The following is a 14,471-nucleotide window of genomic DNA, read 5'->3' as shown; positions in this document are numbered from 1 at the left end:
CCGAACTGCGCCAGGCGTGACCGCCGCTGGGATTCCGACGCCTGGGGCAGGGCGCGACGGATGATTTCCAGCGGCGTGTCGGACGGATCCATGGCTTCGATCTGGTGCTGGTGGAACCAGCCGACCCGCAGCCGCTGGCTGCGGTGCAGATGTCCGTGCTCGACGCTCAGCGCGCCGGCCACCAGCTTGGCGAAGGTCGACTTGCCGGCGCCATTGACCCCCAGCAGGCCGATCCGGTCGTCGATATCCAGTCGCAGGTTCAGCTTCTTCAGGATCGGCGGACCGCCGTAGCCGACATCTGCCCCCTCCAGGCGCAGCAAGGGCGGGGGCAGGGGACGCTCCGGCGACGGCAGGGTGAAGGGCGTCACCCGCTCTTCAATCACGTTGGAGACCGGCGGAAGCTTGGCGATCATCTTCAGGCGGGACTGCGCCTGGGTGGCCTTCGACGCCGTCGCGCGGAAGCGATCGACGAACGACTGCATATGGGCGCGCTTGGCCTCGATCTTGGTGCGCATGGCCTCCTGCAGGCGCAGTTTCTCGGTGACCTGATTTTCAAAACTGTCGTAGCCGCCGACGTAAAGGTCGAGCTTGCCGTCTTTCAGGTGGAGGATGTGGTCCACTGAGTTGTTGAGCAGCTCGCGATCATGGCTGATGACCATGGCGGTGTGCGGATATTTCTGCAGCCGCGCCTCGAGCCACAGCGCCCCTTCCAGGTCAAGATAGTTGGTCGGCTCGTCCAGCAGCAGCAGGTCAGGGGCGGCGAACAGCGAGGCGGCAAGCGCCACCCGCATCCGCCAGCCGCCGGAGAATTCCGCCATCGGCCGGGCCAGGTCGGCGTTGGAGAAGCCGAGACCCGCCAGGATCTCCGCGGCGCGGGACGGCGCGCGATCAGCGTCGATCTCGATCAGGCGCGTATAGATGTCGCCCAGGTCCTCGGGCTCGGCGGTTTCCAACCTGTCCAGCAGCTCGGCGCGCTCAAGGTCGGCGGCCAGCACCGTCTCCAGCAGGGGTATCGCGGTCGCCGGATGTTCCTGGTCGACCGAGCCGATGCGGGCGTTACGCGGCAGGCCGATCTCGCCAGAGCCCAGGACCAGCTGGTTGAGGATCAGCTTGAACAGCGTGGACTTGCCCACCCCATTGCGCCCCACCAGCCCGACCTTGGCGTCCTTGGGCAGGCTGACGGTCGCCTGGTCGAAGAACCGGCGGCCCCAGGCGTCGAAGACGAGATCTTTGATCTGCAGCATTTCAGAGGTTCGCGAACAGGGCGCGGACCAGCGTGCGCCGGACCTGCGGAGGAAGGGAGGGGTCAGGGATGAAGCGCCGCGCCGCCTGACCGGGCGGTTGCATAGCAGACTGCTTGGACCGCGTCATGCCTTGGCGATCGAGGGTTGGGCGGGTATAGAGCCCGCCACCTTGCGGCGTGGCCGCGGGATTCATGCCCGTTCAGAGACCCAAAAGCACATCATGACCGAACGCACCTTCTCGATCATCAAGCCCGACGCGACCCGGCGGAACCTTACCGGCAAGGTCAACGCGGTGATCAAAGACGCCGGCCTGCGGATCGTCGCCCAGCGCCGTATCCGCATGACCGAGGCCCAGGCCAAGAAATTCTACGAGGTCCATGCCGCACGCCCGTTCTATGGCGAACTGGTGGAGTTCATGATGAGCGCGCCGGTCGTCGTCCAGGTGCTGGAAGGCCCCGACGCCGTGGCGAAGTACCGCGAGGTCATGGGCGCCACCAACCCCGCCGACGCGGCGGACGGTACGATCCGCAAGCTGTTTGCCGAGAGTGTCGGCGAGAACTCGGTGCACGGGTCCGACAGCGCCGAGAACGCCGCCCTGGAAATCGCCCAGTTTTTTGATGAAAGCGACATTGTTGGCTGATATCCGGCAACTGAAGTCCGCCCGGCGAGGTTCTCCTCGTCAGAAATCCACTCCATTACGAAAGTTGCGATGAGAGAAGCCAAGATCGGGGGGTTCAGCGAACGCCTGACCTCCCAAGCCGAAGCCCGCAAGGCTCTGCTCGAGAAATTCAAGCCGAAACCCACCGTCCAGCCCGAGGTTTTCGAGACCCGCGCGCAGCGCAAAGCCCGCGAGATTGAAGAGGTTCGCGCCAAACGGGCGGCGGACAAGGAAGCGGCCATCGCGCGCGCCGCCGCCGCCGTTGAAGCGGCCCGCGAGGCGCTGCTCAACAACGAAGAGGCTCAGCTCGAGCTGAAGCGCCAGGATCGCAAGGACCGCAAGGCGCAGGCCAAGTCCGAAGCCCGCGCCAAGCGCGAAGCCAAGTCCGCGCAGCGCCGCAACTAAAGTTCGACAGGCCGCCCGTGCGGGGTGCGCCGGTAGGCCGCTTCCCATTCGTCCTTGCGATCCGCCAGCGCCGAGGCGGCGGCGAGGTTCTTCGACGTCACGAGCCCCTCCAGCGTCGCCAGCCAGTGCTCGTAATAGCGCGCGCCGTCGTCGTCAGGGGCGACCCGTCTCAGGCGTTCGGAAAGCGCGCCGGCCCATTCCGTCCAGGTGAACGCGCCCTGCGCGTGAAGCTGCAGCGCGAGCGCGAAAGCCTGCGCCTGCCAGGGCTCGGCGAACACCGGCCCGTCCGCATCGCGCGGCAGTCGCGGCAGGGTCAGGGGATCAGGCGCGCTCAAGGTAGGGTTCCCACAGGTCCAGACGGACGCTGTCGCGGGGATTGGCGGCGTCGCCCCAGAGCTCTCTCGCCTGGAACCGCACGGTGTAGAGCGGCCTGGGGTCCTCGCCCTGTCCATGAGCGTGGGAGTCCGGGAAGACATGGGCGCCCCGCTGGGCCATGATCACGCCCATCCGGCCGCGGACGTAGCGGGGCAGGCGGGTGTGCCCTGGCGGGTTGAGATTGCGGGCGCGCACCGCTTCGCCCTCCGTGAACGATGGAGGCGCGGCCTCGCGGATGTAGGAGCCAGGGTGGGCGAATCGCGAGGCGACATCGGGGGCGAGGAGCCCTGGGGCGGCTTTCGCGGCGTCCGGCGCGGCGCGGCCGGACGCCAGCTCCGCCGGGGTGACGAAACCGTGGGCGACCAGGAGCTCGCTCAGTCCGCGAAGCCACTTTTCATAGTAGCTCATCGCCAGATAGTCAGACCCCGGGATCTTCTCCCGCTGGTGGCGGCCTTCGTCGATGTTGCGCCGTGTGGGCGAGGCGACACTGAGCGCGTGCACCCGGCCCTCCCAGGCGAAATGGAACACCGGCTCGTCGGCCTCCGGGGCCACCCGACCCAGGTTCTCCATGCCGCCCATGTCGTGGACGCCGTTCACAGCCGAGCCGTCCCGATCATGCCGTCACGGGTGACCAGGGCGGCGAGTGCGTCCTCGGTCAGCCCCTCGGTCCCGGCCGGCCGTTCCGGCAGCACGAGGTAGCGAATCTCGGCGGTTGAATCCCAGACCCGGACCTCGATCTCGTCAGGAAGTCTCGTCCCGAACTCAGCGATCACGCCCCGGGGATCGATCACGGCGCGGGAGCGGTAGGGGGCGGACTTGTACCAGACCGGCGGCAGCCCCAGCACGGGCCAGGGGTAGCAGGAGCAAAGCGTGCAGACGACGAGGTTGTGGACGCCCGGGTCATTCTCCACCACGACCATGTGGTCGCCCTGGCCGCCGGAGTAGCCCAGCTCGGCGATGGCCGAGGTCGCATCGGCCATCAGGCGCGATTTGTAGGCGACATCGGTCCAGGCGCGAGCCACCACGCGGGCGCCGTTGCGGGGTCCGACCCGGTGTTCGAAGTGGTCGACGATGGCGTCCAGCGCGGCCGGATCGACAAGGCCCTTTTCGACCAGCAGGGATTCCAGCGCCTTCACCCGCAGCTCCATCTCCCCAGGCGGCTCCTGCCCGTGGTCGTGCCCTTGGTCGTCGTGATCGTGCGCCATCGCGCCAAAATGACCCAGACGCGGGCAAAGGTGAAGCGCCGGCAGGTGACCGCCGGGCGATCGCCTGCCATTGTCCAGGTCACGGAGGGCTTCGCGCCATGACAACGCCCCACCTGATCTACTTCTCCGACCCGATGTGTTCGTGGTGCTATGGGTTCTCGCCGGTGATCGAGGATATCCGTCGCCAGTTTGGCCCCGCCCTGCCTGTTCGTGTGGTGATGGGCGGCCTGCGCCCGGGGACCGAAACGCCGATGACACCGGAGGCCAAGCTCGATCTCGCCGACCATTGGACCCATGTCCACCAGGCCACAGGCTTGCCGTTCGACGGGTCTGGCATGGCCAGACCGGGGTTCGCCTACGACACCGACCCGGCGGCGCGAGCGGTGGTGGTCGCCCGCCGCGACAGCGAGGAACTGGCCGTCGCCTACCTCGCCCGCGCTCAGCGCGCCTTCTACGGCGAGGGCCGCGACGTAACGACCGCCGAGGTGCTGGCCGATATCGCCGAGGAAATCGGCCTTGACCGCGCGCCGTTCTTGTCAAGCTGGGCCAGCGAGGCCGCCAAGTCGGAGACCTGGCGCGACTACGCGATCTCGCAACGCGCCGGAGTCACTGGCTTCCCGACCCTGGTCGCCGGGCCCAACGAAGATGGGGTCTACGGGGTCGTCACCCGCGGATATGCCTCGGCCGATCAGGTGCTGGGAGTGTTGAAGGACTGGCTGGCGCGGATCGCCGCCTGATCGTTGCGCGGTACGGGCCCTTCGCGGTCCTTCAGCTCGACGCCCGTAAACCCCAGCCGCCGCGCTTCGGCGAGCAGCCAGGCGATCTTGTCCGCGGCCTGCCCGGGCGAAAGGCCGCCGGGGTCGCGGATGTTCGAGACGCAGTTGCGCTCACTGTCGCGTCGGCCGGGCTTCGGGTCGAAGGTGATGTAAGCTCCGAGACTGTCGGCGGCGCTTAGGCCAGGTCGCTCGCCGATCAGCACCACGACGAGCCGAGCGCCCAGCGCCGCACCGATCGGGTCGCCGATCGCCACCCGCCCCAGGTGCGCGATCACCACAGGGGCGATCCGCCAGCCGGTCAACCGGGCTCCGAGCGCGGCGACGACCGCCGCGGCATGGGCATGGACCGCCAGGGCTGAGAGTCCGTCGGCGATGATGATCGCCAGGTCGTGTTCGCCGCGGGGCAGGGCGGGACTGTCGGGTCCCGGCCGACGGCCGAGATCCGGGTTCATCAGATAGGCGGCGCGGTCAGCGGCGACGCTGCGGACAACCAGCACCTCGCCTGCCAGCGCGTCGCGCACCCGCGGGACATCCAGGCCCGCGTGGACGGCGTCGCGCGCCCGTGCGTGGGCCAACTGGAAGGCCAGCATCGGGGCGGTGGGAAGACCCTGTCCGGCCCGTCCGAGCGCCACGCGGGCAGGCGTCGCGGCGCGCAGAGCGGCGAAAGGATCGCGCGCCGGGGTGTCACCCACGACCCAAATGCTCCAGCAGCAGGCGCTGTGCGCTTGCCGATGCGCCAACCTCGACCATGCGGCCGGCGCCGTCCATCAGGCCGATGCCCTCGAGCCAGGCTTCAAACTCCGGGGCCGGCCGCAGGCCCAGCACCTCGCGCAGATAGAGGGCGTCGTGGAAGCTGGTGCTCTGGTAGTTGAGCATCACGTCGTCGGCGCCGGGCACGCCCATGACGAAATTCACGCCGGCGACGCCCAGCAGAGTGAGGAGGTCATCCATGTCGTCCTGATCGGCGGCGGCATGGTTTGTGTAGCAGACGTCCACCCCCATCGGCAGGCCCATGAGCTTGCCGCAGAAGTGGTCTTCCAGACCGGCGCGTGTGATCTGTTTGCCGTCATAGAGGTACTCAGGTCCGATGAATCCGACGACGGTATTGACCAGCAACGGTCGGAACACGCGCGCGACCGCGTAGGCCCGCGCCTCGAGGGTCTGCTGGTCCACCCCATGATGGGCCCCGGCGGAGAACGCTGAGCCCTGGCCGGTCTCGAAATACATGACGTTGTCGCTGTGCGGATTGCGGCCCAGCGCCAGGGTGGCGTCATGCGCTTCGCGCAACAGCGCCAGGTCCACGCCGAACCCACGGTTGGCGGCTTGCGTCCCGGCGATAGACTGGAAGGTCAGATCGACGGGCGCCCCCAGTTCGATCAGCTCCAGGGTGTTGGTGAGGTGCGTCAGGACACAGCTTTGGGTGGGAATCCCCAGGCGCAGACGCAGGTCATCGACCAGGTCGAGCAGCGTGCGGGCCGTGGCGAGGTTGTCGCTCGCCGGATTGATCCCGATCACCGCATCGCCGCAGCCCATTAACAGGCCATCGAGGATCGAGGCCGCCACGCCGAGGGGATCGTCCGTGGCGTGGTTGGGCTGCAGGCGCACCGCCAGGCGCCCCGGCGCGCCCAGGGTTGTCCGAAAGGCGCTGCGGACCGTGATTTTCCGCGCCACCGCGATCAGGTCCTGATTGCGCATCAGTTTGCAGACCGCCGCCGCCATCTCCGGTGTGACGCCCGATGCGATGGCGCTGAGACGCGGCGCATCCGTCTGGTTCGACAGCAGCCATTCGCGAAAGGCTCCGACCGTCAGGTGGGAAATCTCGCCGAAGGCCGCGCGATCATGGGTGTCGACAATGAGGCGTGTGACCTCGTCGTCCTCGTAGGGGATCAGCAGATCCTCCAGAAAAGACGTGAGGGGCAGGTCGGCCAGACCATAGCGCGCAGCAATGCGCGCCTCGGCGCTGGCGGCGCCAAGTCCGGCGAGCTGATCGCCCGAGCGAAACGGCGTTGCCGCCGCCATCAGCGCCTTCAAGTCAGGGAAGCTATGGCGCGTGCCGGCCAAGTCCGTGACGTACACGGCTACCCCGGCTCCCGTCCGCCAGGACCAGCCTGGCGGGAGAAGTAGAGCCCGGCGAGGCTGGTCAGCACGGCGCCGACGATACTTGTGGCGTAGGCGCTGAGGATGAAGAACTGCAGCCAGTCCAGCTTGACGGCTCCGAAATTGCGCCAGACCACTAGGGTCGCGCTGCCCACGTAGCCGTAGGCGTCGGCGACATAAATCAGGAAGCCGGCCGTCGCGACACGACCGCTGAAGGCGATCAATCGGTCGAACAGCACGGCGTTGAACGGCGTGTAGGCCAGATAGAGCCCCGCGCCGACCAGGATCATCCAGGGCAGAGGTGCGATCAGGTGCGCCTGGAAGGCCCAGGTCGCCAGGCCCAGCAAGACGTAACCCCCGACGACGATGCCATGGACCACCAGCAGCGCGCGGCGATTGTCGCGGACCGTCATCACCGCGGCGAGGGCGATCAGAGAGATGGCCGCCACCGGCAGTTCACTGGCTGAGAAGATCCCCGCGACCTTGCCATAGCCGAGCGCCGTCCAGACCTCGGCCGAGAAGTTGTCGCGGAAATCGCGGAAGGCGGTCAGCAGAACGTAGGACACCACCAGCAGGATGATCCCGGGCGCGTAGGCAGCGAGGAACACACGCCGCTCGGCCGCGTCCATCGGCGCGCGTCTGACCCGCGCCGTCTCGTCCGCCGCGTCCGGATGCGATAGCTGGCTGAGGATCCACACCGACAGGAAGAGCAGTGGGAACACCACGACGCCGGCGGTCGCGGGCATCCAGAACCGGTCCACGTGAACCGAGAGCAGCCAGGCGCCGAGCGACTTCACCACGCCCGAGGAGACAATGAAGCTGGTGCAGAGGATCGCGCCCAGCACCTCGGAGACGCGCCGGCCTTCCATATAGCCGAACACCAGGCCCCAGATCATGCCCAGTGGCAGGCCGTTGAAGAAGAACGCCGCCACGTTCCAGGGCGCGGGCAGAACTGCGAAGGCCACGAGGGCCAGCCAGGCCATCCCGATCAGCGCCAGGATCGCGCCGGCGCGGCCCGCCGGGCTGATTTCCGATACGAACTTGACACCGATGAGCTTGGATAGCGCGTAGCCAAACACCTGTGCCAGCACCAGGGCGACCTTGAAATCCAGCGCGAAATGCCAGCCCGGCACAGCCTCGAAGGTCGCCGCCGCGAAGGGTTTGCGGAAGGCGTACATCGAGAAATAGGCGCAGAATCCCGCCAGTCCGGCGACGGCGGTGAAGATGACAGGGTTGGCGCGCGTCAAGGCCTGTCGCAGACGGCTTTCCATTGCGCTATTTCATTCGAGGCGGCGGCGCGGCGCCCAGGACCATCATCAGCTTGGTCAGCAGGTACAGTCGGGGCGTCACCGAACTGAGCACCAGGAACTCGGTGTCGGCATGGAAGCCGCCCGCCGCCGGACCCAGGCCGTCAAGCGCCGGAACGCCGGTCTCCGCGGCCAAAGCGGATTCGGAGGCGCCGCCATTGCCCCCGCGGCCGATCTTCAGGCCGAGGCCGGCGTAGATCGCCTCGGCGCGGTCGGCCAGGGCGTCGGTGCTGGCATTGTTGGGCAGAGGCGGGAAGGAGGGTTCGCGACTTACCACGACCTTGGTGTCTGGGATCGCAGTCGTTGCGGCGTTCTTTTCCATTATCGCCTGGACCTTCTCCAGGTCGGCCTTGTCGCGGACCCGGACGTTGATCTGGGCTGAGGCGTTCTGCGGGATGATGTTGGCCCGGGTTCCGGCGTCCATCACGGTCAGATTGGCGGTCAGGCCGTCGCCGCTCTTGGGGAAGACGTCATCGGCCTGGATCTGGTGGATAAGCTCCAGCGCGGCGTTGCGGCCCTCCTGCGGGGCGATTCCGGCGTGCGCCGCGCGGCCCTTCACGTCGATGTGGAAGGTGGCGCTGCCCTTGCGCCAGACAGTCAGCAGGTCGGGCCTGTCGCCGGGTTCCAGGTTGAGCTCGACGTCTGTGTCGCCCACCAGCTTTGCGATCAGGGCCCGTGTGCCCGGTGACCCTCGCTCTTCGGAGGTCTCGATCAGGAAGACGATCTGCTTGAAGTCCTTGAAGCCCAGATCGTGCAGGATCTTCAGGGCATAGATCCCCTCGACCACACCGCCCTTTTCGTCGGAAACGCCCGGTCCATAGGCGTTGTCTGCGTCCATGCGGAACGGGCGCGTGGCCGCCGTACCGTGACCGAAAACCGTGTCGATATGGCCGATCAACAGGATGCGGCCCTTGCCGGTCCCGGTCAGGGTCGCCATCGTGTTCTCCGGCAGACCCTCGGCCTCGGCCGGCACGCTTTCGATCCCAAAGCCCAGCGCCTTGAGGCGCGCGGTCAGGACAGCGGCGACTTTGCGCCCGCCGTCCACATCGCCGGTCCCGGAATCGATGTTGACGATCTGCTCCAGCAACCTGAGCTGTTCGGGTCTCGCGGCCTCCGCGGCAGCCAGCACCTGAAAGTCCTTGGCGAACGGCTTGCCCGCCGCCGCGCCGACGGGAAGGGCGATGGACGCCGCGGCGGCCGCCAGCGCGATGAGCCCGAATTTCATACTGTCTCCTTCAACCGATCCGGCGTCACCATGGCCTGCCGGCAGGCGCGATCAAGCCGAAACGTCCGCGCGGCGTCGGGTCACCTTGCGCCAGAGCCTGCGGCACGCGATATCGGAGCGGCGAACTGTCGGCAGGTTCGCGCGATTCCAAGAAGGACTTCCTCCCTATGCGTGACCCCGTCACCACCGCGCTGGGCCTCGTGCCGATGGTCGTCGAGCAGACGAGCCGGGGCGAGCGCGCCTACGACATCTTTTCCCGGCTGCTGAAGGACCGGATCATCTTCCTGGCGGGACCGGTGGAGGACGGCATGGCGGCGCTGATCTGCGCCCAGCTGCTCCACCTTGAGGCGGAAAACCCCAAGAAGGAAATCCAGATGTACATCAATTCGCCAGGTGGCGTGGTGACCTCTGGTCTGGCGATCTACGACACCATGCAATACATCAAGAGCCCGGTGATCACGCTCTGCCTGGGCATGGCCGCCTCGATGGGGTCGTTCCTGCTGATGGCCGGCGAGAAGGGCCAGCGCATCGCGCTGCCCAACTCCCGCATCATGGTCCACCAGCCCTCCGGCGGCTTCTCGGGCAAGGCTAGCGACATCGAGCGCCACGCCGAGGACATCATCAAGACCAAGCACCGGCTGAACGAACTCTACGCCAAGCACACCGGCCAGACGGTGGAGACCGTCGAGAGCGTCCTCGACCGCGACAGCTACATGACCGCCGAGGAAGCCAAGGCCTGGGGCATCGTCGACCACGTCTGGGAAAAGCGCGAAGTCGACGAAGCCTAGGGGTCCAGCCGTAGACGGGCGGCGTTCAGCAGCGCCGCCTGACCCTCCAGATCGGTCACCTCGATGCGTTGATCGGGGTCGCTGATATCGGCGAATATGCCCCTGGGGTCCTGGTGAAAGTGCAGGAACGACCGGCTCTTGCGGTAGAAAACCCCGCGTTTCTTCTCAATCAGGCCGGGCAGGGTCCTTAGCTGGACCAGAAGGTCCTCGACGCGATCCAGATCTGAGTCTCTGGCGTGCCTCATGGCGTCCCCTTGAACACCCGGTAGCCGCGAAGCTCGGCCATCGCCAGCATTTCGCGATCACCGCTGGTGTCGCCATAGGCCGCTCGGATCTCGACGTCCGCACCGAAGAGGGCTTTGAGGCGCACGACCTTCTCAGCGCCGCGGCAGTTGGGCGTCGCGAAGCCGCCGGCCACCCGATCCTGCGGGTCGAAAGCCAGTTCGGTGCCGATCAGGGCGTCGGCGCCCAGCCCCCGGGCGAAGGGCGCCACCAGCAGTTCGGGCGAAGCGGTGACGATCACCAGGCGCACAGGCTCGGCCCGCCAGCGCATCCAGGCGGCCACGGCGTCGGGGCGCAGCAGGCTGCGGGAGAACCGCTCGGCGAATTCGAGCGCCTCGGCCTCCAGCCGCTCGCGGGGCGTGTCCTTGAGGAATTCGCGCACGGCGGCCGCCTTCAAGCGCCCACGGTCACGATGGAACAGATAGGCGATCGCGGCCGGCGCCAGCCGCAGCATGCCCGCCGCATGCCGCCAGGTCCCGGCGCGCCACTTGAGGAAGGCCGTGAAGCTGTCGCGGGTCGTCAGCGTCCCGTCGAAATCGAACGCCACGACCGGTGGCTCTTGCGGCGTCGCCGACGATTGCTCGCTGAGCGCCGGCTGGTCTTGCGCCATTTCGGCCAAAATCCCATCTAGCTATGTGCGCCGCTCACGAATCGGGCGACGCGCCGCCAATTGTCGCGACGAGGCGGCAACGCTTGTGATCCCGGCCGGGATCGGGGATTGTCAAGACTTAGACAACCCGCGGCGCGTATTCTGCAGTGATAGGGCGGCGACGTCCGCGGGGCGACCCAGGCTGTCTTGGGCCCAGGGCCGCCTAGAGAGTGAGAACGGAATATGACAAAGGCCGCCAGCGGAGATTCAAAGAGCACGCTATATTGCTCTTTCTGCGGCAAGAGCCAGCATGAGGTCCGCAAGCTTATCGCGGGACCGACCGTGTTCATCTGTGATGAATGCGTCGAGCTGTGCATGGATATCATCCGCGAAGAACACAAGATCTCCTTCGTCAAATCGAAGGATGGCGTCCCGACGCCCAAGGAAATCCGCGAGGTCCTCGACGACTACGTGATCGGGCAGGAACATGCCAAGAAAGTTCTCTCGGTTGCTGTCCACAATCACTACAAGCGCCTCAATCACGCGACCAAGAACAACGACGTCGAGCTGGGCAAGGCCAACATCCTGCTGATCGGCCCGACGGGCACCGGCAAGACCCTGCTGGCCCAGACTCTGGCGCGAATCATCGACGTGCCCTTCACCGTCGCCGACGCCACGACGCTGACCGAGGCGGGCTATGTCGGCGAGGATGTCGAGAACATCATCCTGAAATTGCTTCAGGCCGCCGATTACAACGTCGAGCGTGCCCAGCGGGGCATCGTCTACATCGACGAGGTCGATAAGATCAGCAGGAAGTCCGATAACCCGTCTATCACCAGAGACGTCTCGGGCGAGGGCGTGCAGCAGGCTCTGCTGAAAATCATGGAGGGCACCGTCGCCTCGGTGCCGCCACAGGGCGGGCGCAAGCATCCGCAGCAGGAGTTCCTGCAGGTCGACACTACCAACATCCTGTTCATCTGCGGCGGGGCGTTCTCGGGCCTTGAGAAGATCATCTCGGCGCGGGGCAAGGGCGCCTCGATCGGCTTCGGCGCCAAGGTCTCAGATCCGGACGAGCGCCGCACCGGCGAGGTCTTCCGCCAGGTTGAGCCGGACGACCTGCTGCGTTTCGGCCTGATCCCGGAATTTGTCGGCCGCCTGCCGGTGATCGCCACCCTGGACGACCTCGACGAAAAGGCCCTGGTCAAGATCCTCACCGAGCCGAAGAACGCCTTCGTCAAGCAGTACGTCCGCCTGTTCGACATGGAAAATATCGGCCTGACCTTCACCGACGATGCGCTGAACGCCGTGGCCCGCAAGGCGATCACGCGCAAGACCGGCGCGCGGGGCCTGCGCTCGATCCTCGAGGCTATCCTGCTCGACACCATGTACGAACTGCCCACCTACGACGGGGTCGAAGAGGTGGTGGTCAACGCCGAGGTGGTGGAGGGCCGCGCCCAGCCGCTGATCATCTACGCCGAGCGCCGCGACAAAGGCGGCGCGGCCTGAGCCGTCAGTTACGGCAGTTCAGTTCGATGGTCGCGCCGTTCGGGTCGGTGATGAAGATCTGGCGGATGGTGGTCCCGGGAACCGGCGAGGCGCGGTGGCTGAGGCCCCTGGCCTCGATGCGGCGCAGCGTGTCCTCGAAGTCATCGATGGCGAAGGCGAAATGGTCGAGCGCTGACCCGCGCGACGGCTGGGGAGGCTCGGCGACCTCGACCAGATGCACCATGGCTGCGCCGTTGACATAGAGCCAGCTGCCGGCGACGGGAAAATCCGGCCGCCAGCCCTCCTCAAAACCCAGGACGTCGATGAAGAAGGCGCGGGTCTCCGCGAGCTTCGCCGTCGAGATGTTGATGTGGTCGATCCCGCTGACCTGCACGCTAGTTCCTCCGGGCTCCGGCAGGTCTTGTAGAACAGCCGCCCGGTCCCGAAAAGCGCTCAGCGACCCGGCCGCTTGAGCCGGACATCGGCAATCCCCACATAGGCTGACAAGGGTCGAGGCCCGGATTGGCGCGCATGCCCTTGCCCCTATCGCTGATGAAAGGCCTGATCGGCGATTAAGGTCCTGTGTCGCGTCCGTCTGTCGCACCGCTTGAAAGCCGGACCGAACGGTCCACATAAACCACCCAACAGCCGTCCTACCGGGCGGACGGGTTGTCCGACTCAGGCGCATCGTCTGGGTGACCGCGATCCGATAGACTGGGCGCCGCGACCGAATGCGCCGGTCAGGAGTTTGAGAGACCATGTCAGAGATCAAGATTTTGCCGATCCTGCCGCTGCGGGACATCGTGGTGTTCCCGCATCAGCCGGTTCCGCTGTTCGTCGGCCGCGAGAAATCTGTCCGCGCCCTCGAAGAGGCCATGAAGGCGAGTGGCAAGCAGATCCTGCTGGCGACCCAGAAAGATAAGGACGACGACGATCCCGCGCCGGACGCGATCTATGACGTCGGCGTCGTCGCCACCGTGTTGCAGCTGCTGAAGCTGCCCGACGGCACCGTGAAGGTGCTGGTGGAAGGTCGCGCGCGCGCCGGCATCGCCCGGTTCACCGATCGCGCCGAGTTCTACGAAGCCGAGATTGCCTATGTGGCGGAGGACGGCGCCGCCTCGGCCGAGGCTGAGGCGCTGAGTCGTGCGGTCGTCGAGCAGTTCGAAAACTATGTGAAGCTGAACAAGAAGGTGCCGCCCGAGGCGCTGGCCTCGATCCCGCAGATCGAGAACCCCGGCGAACTCGCCGACCGCATCGCCAGCCACCTGTCGGTGAAGATCGCCGAGAAGCAGCAGCTCCTGGAAGTCTTCAATGTCGTCAAGCGACTGGAGAAGGTCTACGCCCTGATGGAGGGCGAAATCTCGGTGATGCAGACCGAGAAGAAAATCCGCAACCGCGTGAAGCGGCAGATGGAGAAGACCCAGCGCGAGTATTATCTGAACGAGCAGATGAAGGCGATCCAGCGCGAGCTGGGCGAACAGGACGATCAGCGCGACGAGCTGATGGAGCTCGAAAAGCGCATCAAGAAGGTCAAGCTCTCCAAGGAGGCCCGGACCAAGGCCGACAGCGAGCTGAAGAAGCTGCGCAACATGAGCCCGATGTCGGCGGAATCCACCGTCGTTCGCAACTACCTCGACTGGCTGCTGTCGATCCCGTGGGGCAAGGCGAAGATCAAGCCCATCGACCTGCAGAAGGCCGAGGACATCCTCGAGGGCGACCACTACGGCCTGGAGAAGGTCAAGGAGCGGATCCTGGAGTACCTGGCGGTGCAAAGCCGCGTGGGCTCGCTGAAGGGTCCGATCCTCTGCCTCGTGGGTCCCCCGGGCGTCGGCAAGACGTCGCTCGGCCGCTCGATCGCGCGTGCGACCGGTCGCGAGTTCGTGCGCGTCTCCCTGGGCGGCGTGCGCGACGAGGCCGAGATTCGCGGCCACCGCAGGACCTACATCGGCTCCATGCCCGGCAAGATCATCCAGTCGATGAAGAAGGCTAAGTCGACCAACGCCTTCTTCCTGTTGGACGAGATCGACAAGATGGG

The 14,471-nt window shown here is 66.5% G+C and carries 17 protein-coding genes; 6 read left to right on the top strand and 11 right to left on the bottom strand.

Annotation, left to right across the window (positions count from 1 at the left end; translation table 11 throughout):
• The coding region (locus RMN86_RS10015) for an ABC-F family ATP-binding cassette domain-containing protein (protein WP_309605699.1) at positions 1 to 1,244 on the bottom strand (1,244 nt) is incomplete at its 3' end.
• Between the two features lie 217 nt (positions 1,245 to 1,461).
• Here RMN86_RS10015 and ndk point away from each other — a divergent pair.
• A complete protein-coding gene (gene ndk / locus RMN86_RS10010; protein WP_309605700.1) occupies positions 1,462 to 1,884 on the top strand; it encodes a nucleoside-diphosphate kinase in 423 nt (140 codons plus the stop codon).
• A gap of 69 nt (positions 1,885 to 1,953) precedes the next feature.
• Positions 1,954 to 2,307, top strand: coding sequence for a DUF6481 family protein (locus RMN86_RS10005; RefSeq protein ID WP_309605698.1), 354 nt, complete (start codon positions 1,954 to 1,956; stop codon positions 2,305 to 2,307).
• On the opposite strand, the gene RMN86_RS10000 is transcribed toward RMN86_RS10005, so the two are convergent.
• From RMN86_RS10000 to nthA, 3 genes are read right to left on the bottom strand one after another with little or no spacing between them, the layout of a single operon-like run.
• Positions 2,304 to 2,642, bottom strand: a complete 339-nt coding sequence (locus RMN86_RS10000; RefSeq protein WP_309605697.1) for a nitrile hydratase accessory protein — start codon at positions 2,640 to 2,642, stop codon at positions 2,304 to 2,306. The genes RMN86_RS10005 and RMN86_RS10000 overlap by 4 nt on opposite strands.
• Entirely contained in the window at positions 2,629 to 3,279 is a 651-nt protein-coding gene (gene nthB, locus RMN86_RS09995) for a nitrile hydratase subunit beta (protein WP_309605696.1), read from the bottom strand. Before nthB ends, RMN86_RS10000 begins: the two co-directional genes overlap by 14 nt.
• Positions 3,276 to 3,887 carry a nitrile hydratase subunit alpha gene (gene nthA / locus RMN86_RS09990; RefSeq protein WP_309605695.1) on the bottom strand — a complete coding sequence of 204 codons (612 nt, stop codon included), beginning with the start codon at positions 3,885 to 3,887 and terminating at the stop codon, positions 3,276 to 3,278. Before nthA ends, nthB begins: the two co-directional genes overlap by 4 nt.
• Before the next feature lie 98 nt (positions 3,888 to 3,985).
• Here nthA and RMN86_RS09985 point away from each other — a divergent pair, with 98 nt between their 5' ends.
• A complete protein-coding gene (locus RMN86_RS09985; RefSeq protein ID WP_309605694.1) occupies positions 3,986 to 4,624 on the top strand; it encodes a DsbA family protein in 639 nt (212 codons plus the stop codon).
• On the opposite strand, the gene eutC is transcribed toward RMN86_RS09985, so the two are convergent.
• From eutC to RMN86_RS09965, 4 genes are read right to left on the bottom strand one after another with little or no spacing between them, the layout of a single operon-like run.
• Positions 4,576 to 5,355 (bottom strand): ethanolamine ammonia-lyase subunit EutC, encoded by a 780-nt coding sequence (gene eutC / locus RMN86_RS09980; RefSeq protein ID WP_309605693.1) that lies wholly within the window; start codon positions 5,353 to 5,355, stop codon positions 4,576 to 4,578. The genes RMN86_RS09985 and eutC overlap by 49 nt on opposite strands.
• Positions 5,348 to 6,739, bottom strand: coding sequence for an ethanolamine ammonia-lyase subunit EutB (locus RMN86_RS09975; RefSeq protein ID WP_309605692.1), 1,392 nt, complete (start codon positions 6,737 to 6,739; stop codon positions 5,348 to 5,350). The genes eutC and RMN86_RS09975 overlap by 8 nt, the downstream gene beginning before the upstream one ends.
• A gap of 2 nt (positions 6,740 to 6,741) precedes the next feature.
• Entirely contained in the window at positions 6,742 to 8,031 is a 1,290-nt protein-coding gene (locus RMN86_RS09970) for a DUF5690 family protein (RefSeq protein ID WP_309605691.1), read from the bottom strand.
• Between the two features lie 4 nt (positions 8,032 to 8,035).
• On the bottom strand, positions 8,036 to 9,292 hold the full coding sequence (locus RMN86_RS09965) for a glutamate carboxypeptidase (protein WP_309605690.1): 1,257 nt from the start codon (positions 9,290 to 9,292) through the stop codon (positions 8,036 to 8,038).
• Between the two features lie 167 nt (positions 9,293 to 9,459).
• Between RMN86_RS09965 and RMN86_RS09960 the strand changes: the two genes are divergently transcribed.
• Entirely contained in the window at positions 9,460 to 10,080 is a 621-nt protein-coding gene (locus RMN86_RS09960) for an ATP-dependent Clp protease proteolytic subunit (protein ID WP_309605689.1), read from the top strand.
• Here the strand turns inward: RMN86_RS09960 and RMN86_RS09955 are convergent.
• Both RMN86_RS09955 and RMN86_RS09950 read right to left on the bottom strand, forming a co-directional pair.
• On the bottom strand, positions 10,077 to 10,325 hold the full coding sequence (locus RMN86_RS09955; RefSeq protein ID WP_309605688.1) for a hypothetical protein: 249 nt from the start codon (positions 10,323 to 10,325) through the stop codon (positions 10,077 to 10,079). The two genes, RMN86_RS09960 and RMN86_RS09955, sit on opposite strands and share 4 nt — an antisense overlap.
• Positions 10,322 to 10,972 carry an HAD-IB family hydrolase gene (locus RMN86_RS09950; protein ID WP_309605687.1) on the bottom strand — a complete coding sequence of 217 codons (651 nt, stop codon included), beginning with the start codon at positions 10,970 to 10,972 and terminating at the stop codon, positions 10,322 to 10,324. Before RMN86_RS09950 ends, RMN86_RS09955 begins: the two co-directional genes overlap by 4 nt.
• Positions 10,973 to 11,194: 222 nt before the next feature.
• On the opposite strand from RMN86_RS09950, the gene clpX reads away from it, so the two are divergent.
• Positions 11,195 to 12,457: an ATP-dependent Clp protease ATP-binding subunit ClpX gene (gene clpX, locus RMN86_RS09945; protein WP_309605686.1), complete on the top strand. Its 1,263-nt coding sequence runs from the start codon at positions 11,195 to 11,197 to the stop codon at positions 12,455 to 12,457.
• A 4-nt stretch (positions 12,458 to 12,461) separates the two neighbouring features.
• Here the strand turns inward: clpX and RMN86_RS09940 are convergent, their stop codons facing one another.
• Positions 12,462 to 12,830, bottom strand: a complete 369-nt coding sequence (locus RMN86_RS09940) for a VOC family protein (protein WP_309605685.1) — start codon at positions 12,828 to 12,830, stop codon at positions 12,462 to 12,464.
• A gap of 364 nt (positions 12,831 to 13,194) precedes the next feature.
• On the opposite strand from RMN86_RS09940, the gene RMN86_RS09935 reads away from it, so the two are divergent.
• Positions 13,195 to 14,471: LON peptidase substrate-binding domain-containing protein (locus RMN86_RS09935; RefSeq protein WP_309605684.1), on the top strand; the 1,277-nt coding region annotated here is incomplete at its 3' end.

The organism is Phenylobacterium sp. (assembly GCF_031360265.1).
Lineage (GTDB): Bacteria > Pseudomonadota > Alphaproteobacteria > Caulobacterales > Caulobacteraceae > Phenylobacterium.
The sequence above is the reverse complement of the archived record's forward strand: the minus strand, read 5'-3'. Positions and strand labels throughout refer to the sequence as shown.